Annotated in this window: 6 protein-coding genes and 1 pseudogene; 4 read left to right on the top strand and 3 right to left on the bottom strand. The window is 37.7% G+C overall.

Going from position 1 to position 4,488, the window contains the following annotated elements; all coding sequences use genetic code 11:
* The coding region (locus A3842_RS07570; RefSeq protein ID WP_305953380.1) for a hypothetical protein at positions 1-897 on the top strand (897 nt) is incomplete at its 5' end.
* 273 nt (positions 898-1,170) lie between these two features.
* Here A3842_RS07570 and A3842_RS07565 read toward each other — a convergent pair.
* Positions 1,171-2,118, bottom strand: coding sequence for a VCBS repeat-containing protein (locus A3842_RS07565; protein WP_256701573.1), 948 nt, complete (start codon positions 2,116-2,118; stop codon positions 1,171-1,173).
* A gap of 284 nt (positions 2,119-2,402) precedes the next feature.
* Entirely contained in the window at positions 2,403-3,122 is a 720-nt protein-coding gene (locus A3842_RS07560) for a class I SAM-dependent methyltransferase (RefSeq protein WP_074100958.1), read from the bottom strand.
* Positions 3,123-3,241: 119 nt separating this feature from the next.
* Here A3842_RS07560 and A3842_RS32895 point away from each other — a divergent pair.
* Both A3842_RS32895 and A3842_RS33240 read left to right on the top strand, forming a co-directional pair.
* Positions 3,242-3,355 (top strand): annotated as a pseudogene (locus tag A3842_RS32895) (DUF255 domain-containing protein); the annotation flags it as partial.
* Positions 3,309-3,617 carry a glyoxalase/bleomycin resistance/dioxygenase family protein gene (locus tag A3842_RS33240; protein WP_256701574.1) on the top strand — a complete coding sequence of 103 codons (309 nt, stop codon included), beginning with the start codon at positions 3,309-3,311 and terminating at the stop codon, positions 3,615-3,617. The pseudogene A3842_RS32895 and the gene A3842_RS33240, both read left to right, overlap by 47 nt.
* Positions 3,618-3,732: 115 nt before the next feature.
* On the opposite strand, the gene A3842_RS07545 is transcribed toward A3842_RS33240, so the two are convergent.
* Entirely contained in the window at positions 3,733-3,957 is a 225-nt protein-coding gene (locus A3842_RS07545; RefSeq protein ID WP_074100956.1) for a helix-turn-helix domain-containing protein, read from the bottom strand.
* A 123-nt stretch (positions 3,958-4,080) separates the two neighbouring features.
* On the opposite strand from A3842_RS07545, the gene A3842_RS07540 reads away from it, so the two are divergent.
* Positions 4,081-4,353 (top strand): DUF6809 family protein, encoded by a 273-nt coding sequence (locus A3842_RS07540; protein ID WP_256701572.1) that lies wholly within the window; start codon positions 4,081-4,083, stop codon positions 4,351-4,353.
* Positions 4,354-4,488: the final 135 nt, after the last annotated feature.

The raw sequence follows: 4,488 nt of genomic DNA, 5'->3' as shown, positions 1-4,488 counted from the left end.
ATTAAATTTTTTACACTTGTCGTACTCATCATAGTTATACACTTGGAGTATAAATGTATTCATTTGGAGGAAAGAATGATGACCAATAGTAGCATAAAAAAAGCCGCAATGATTTTGAGCTTCTCAATGGTTATAACAACATTTTCAAGCCAAGCCTGGGCGGAGCAAGGTACAAATACTTCAACACCTGCATATGTAATGAGTTCAGATAGCAAAAATCCTTATGAGGTTGCTGGAATAGACGATCCTGCAGAATTTACGGCTTATTTTTCCAAATTACAAAAAGCGGTTAAGGATAACAAACCTGCAGAAGTGGCAGATCTAATCTCCTATCCCATGAATTTGAACAAAGACAACAAAACGTATGTTATTTATAACAAAGAAGAATTTATTAAGAAATACGATCGCATCTTCACTTCGCTTGTACGTGACATTCTTCTAGCTCAAAAAGTCGATAAGCTGTTTGTGAACTATCAAGGAGTTATGGTTGGAGATGGAGAATTGTGGATGGGCGTGCGAAACAATAAACTTGGAGTTATTGCGGTTAATATCACTAACAATCCATATGAAATAGCAGGCATCAAAAATCCAGTCGTATTTGAGCATAACTTCAGTTTGCTGCAGAAACACGTTAAAGAAGGAAAAAAATCCGAGGTCGCCCATTTGATGGTGTACCCATTGAAAGTGAACAATAAGGGGAAAACCATAGAAATCAAAACCAAGAAAGATTTTATTGCAAAATATGACAAAATCATGACTGCTAAAGTCAAGAAGGCGTTATTAGCTCAAAAACTCGATAAAGTATTTATTAATTCGAAAGGTGTTATGATTGGCAACGGAGAGCTGTGGATGGGACAGTTCGGAGAGCAAGTTGGTGTATTTGCTATAAACCAGTAATTATTCATACGCTCTTAAAAGCTAGTATTAACAGGCAGACGCGATTGGAGTTACAATAAAGGCCACCGCTTCATTCGCTTACTTTGCTAAATTCTCTTGCTCCAATCAGACCCTAGACAATAGCAATACTCGAAAACATAAAAGCGACTATGCTCCGTGCACGGTCGCTTTTATGTGTAACTTAGCAATACTTTACCCAAATCCCACCGAAAAGTGGTGATGCCCCATGTTATCAATTATAATTACTGAAGAACTACCTCATCATAAAATTGATCAATAAAGGGCAATTAAATTGGTACCAAGTATGGCTACTAACAATCTTGTTGAAATAAATCGAGTACCTTCCCATGTTAAAATATTTTCTACATACCCTAATGTATCCGAATTAGTAGTGCCGATAATTCGTTGAATCGCGAGTAAATCATAACTATTACTTTTTGGGTTTGTAACAATGGGATTTAACGCACCTAAAGCAAGAACCTCTCCTTTTACGGGTTGTTTTAGTTTGCCATCTTCGTTGTAGTATTGCGATAAATATTCTACGCCCTTATAGCTGATGTCTATAGTGAATAGCACGTTTAATTGGGGATTCCCTATGCTTACCTTGTAAAAATCCTCATAATTTACATTGAATTTATATTCAGTATTGTATTTTTCAACATTAAACATTTCTTGTAGATGATTATCCTTAAAGGAATACACATAGAAGATGCCATATCCGCCGCTTCCTCCAGAGTCAATACTTATTAAAATATCCGCTACGCTATCTTTAGAAAAATCCCCCAGAAAAAGTCTGGCATTATATCCAGCATTGTATTGAAGATTTACCGTTGTAGTTATGTTAGAATGTCCATCTTGGATCGCAAGTGTGATTTGATCAGCAAAGTCTCCAGTTCCTTCTGGTTTATTGCCGAATAAATATATGTTATCAAGCGTTCTGTCCCCATTTACATCGGCTTGCTTTATATCCAGCAAAGTAATGTTTCTGGAAAGAGTCAAGTTACCATACCCTCGGTCTGGGTATATTTGGTTTGAATATTGGTGTGGAGTCCCAAAGTAAACCTTTTGCTTATATTGCGGATCATTGGATTCATAATATATATAGATAGGATTATTGTGTGCATATCCATTATCTAAATATAATTCAGCAGTAAGAGGTTGTAGTGAAGTGGCAGGCGGAATGTATTTCACGGTTAAGTTTTGTCGGTTCAAATCAGACATATATATTCCTCCATGATAATTGGGTTATAATCCATACATTCAGAACGGACGGCGCATATCCTGTGTTAGAAAAGAATGAGGAGGGGAAATCAATGGGATATCCTGAAGTTTGTCACGGATTTACTTCTACGACTGCAATTTTGGTTCTTTATATTTTGTTGGTAATTATTTTATCTGCTGGTTTCTTTGTTTAGTAACAAAGCCTCTGAAGCGTATGAAGCCATGAACAAGAGCCTATATTGCTAGGCTTTTGTTCTTTTTTTGTAGCATGACGAACAACAAGTTTATTTAGTTCCAATCACAAGAATAAATCCGATATATTCTGCATAACTGTCCATTATACTGTTGTACTTACGGATTACTTCCCAAATGGAGGGGTCAAGAAAGGAACCTTCATCAATTTGTTGATGAGCGTCAGGTTGCTCAGACAAATCCAGACTTGTTTTAGGAAACCGGTAGGGACCCTCTATCTTTGAACGATTAAATCCTATGATTTGTACTAAAGCTAACCACTCCTTAATGTCCCATAGCTTATCAACGTGGTAAAAATTAGTGATTTCTTGGTTGATTTCAGTAGACATGGGTTTTCGTTGGGTCATTTCTCTGTCAAAAAGTTGGCCTCCAGACCGCAAAACCCTGTAGTATTCCGAGAATGCCTTCCTTGTATCGGTGAAGATGGATACAGACTCGACAAGAATCACATCAAATGATTCGTTAGGAAAAGGCAGTGAAAGTGCGTCTCCTTCCAAGAATTTCAAGGTTACATTCTCTTTTTCAGCCCGCTTTTTTGCTTTTGCAATCATATCTGGGCGAATATCTATACCTACTACATCATGACCCTGAGCAGCTAAATAACAAGATGTTCTACCTGTGCCACAACCAATTTCAAGAATTCTGGAGCTAGTGGGTAGGGGATAATGTTCAAACTGCTTCAAGGTTGCAGAAAATCCTCCAGGATGAGCACTACCAATACCTAATTTGGACAGCATGTCGAAATACTCCATATACTAAATTTCCTTTCATCGAAGGTTTTATCTTATAATATGTAAGAAAATTTACTTTGCACCGCAGTGGAGGATTTTATTGACTAAAACATGGTGAGTATAGAAAATCCCCGTATCTTTTGCAACATGCCCACAATCCCGTAGACTGGTATCCATGGGGAGAAGAGGCTTTTGCCAAAGCACAGTCTGAAAACAAGCCGATCTTCCTGTCTGTCGGCTATTCGACATGTCATTGATGAGCTGTACAAAAAACTTAAAGATCAACAGATTGAATTTGTTCATGACATATTTGAACAGCCTTGGGGACAAAGAGTAGTTAGAGTATATGACCCAGATAAATATATTATAGAATTAGGCGAACCGATGAATGTGGTAATCAAGAGACATTATGAGGCTGGTATGACATTGGAAGAGGTAGCGGGGAGGTCTTCAGCACCAATTAGTATTGTTAACAAGCCGATTTTCCATTCAGTCAGCGAGGAGATGTTTGAGTAAATCATTATTAAAGTGAAGTGATCTTCACAATCAATCAGGCATTTGGTGAGAAGTGGTGGCAGTAACATGAAACAAGCTCCTATGGTTCGTCACAAGAGCTTGTTTTTGCTGCGGATTATTCTTTTTTACCAGGATAACGCTTGGGGTTGTCTGTCTGACCTAGAATATAGTCGATGCTTACTTTATGGAAATTGGCTAGAGTAATTAAAACAGCGCTCGGGACATCCAAATTTCCATTCTCATAGCGGGAATAAGTGGCTTGTGTGATATGTAAAAGCTCAGCCATTTGTTGTTGCGTCAGGTCTTTGTCTTCGCGTAAGTCACGGATTCTCTTATACAATGCTCATCACCCAAGCCAAGTTTACTTTATGCGAAAATTGCATATTGATATTTATGCGGTTTTCGCATAAAATTTATGCATGGAAAGATTGTTAGTCTGCGAAAGGAGGCCTAATGAATCATTTTGGAGGATTTTTATTATGGCAGGTTGCGCCCGAATGAGTTGGTTAAGCCAAGCGATCCGGAGTTCCAGAAGATCAATCAGAAAATCACCGAATCCTTACAAATGCTCAAAGAGCAATTTTCCGAAGAAGATTTTGAACAAGTCGAAAAGCTGATCGATCTACAAAGCGATTCGAACTCTTTGCAATCAGCCTTATCGTTTATCCAAGGTTATAGAATGGGGGCATTGATGATGATTGAGGTATATAAAGGAGACAGCGAATCTGTGAAATGAAGGTGAATAATGATCGTAGCAGAACCGGGGCGGGATCAGATACGCTTCGGTTTTTATTTTTTCAAGCAAATTAATATTTATATTTTAAGTTCCAAGTTAAAGAAGGAAGGGAAATGTTATTTTTTAGAGAATGAG

It is taken from the genome of Paenibacillus sp. P3E (assembly GCF_001909045.1).
GTDB classification, from domain to species: Bacteria; Bacillota; Bacilli; order Paenibacillales; family Paenibacillaceae; genus Paenibacillus_AQ; species Paenibacillus_AQ helianthi.
The sequence above is the reverse complement of the archived record's forward strand: the minus strand, read 5'-3'. Positions and strand labels throughout refer to the sequence as shown.

Bases quoted from the DNA above. Each gene is read 5' to 3' on its own strand.
- A3842_RS07565 (WP_256701573.1), bottom strand. From the start codon at position 2,118: ATGTCTGATTTGAACCGACAAAACTTAACCGTGAAATACATTCCGCCT.
- A3842_RS07560 (WP_074100958.1), bottom strand. From the start codon at position 3,122: ATGGAGTATTTCGACATGCTGTCCAAATTAGGTATTGGTAGTGCTCAT.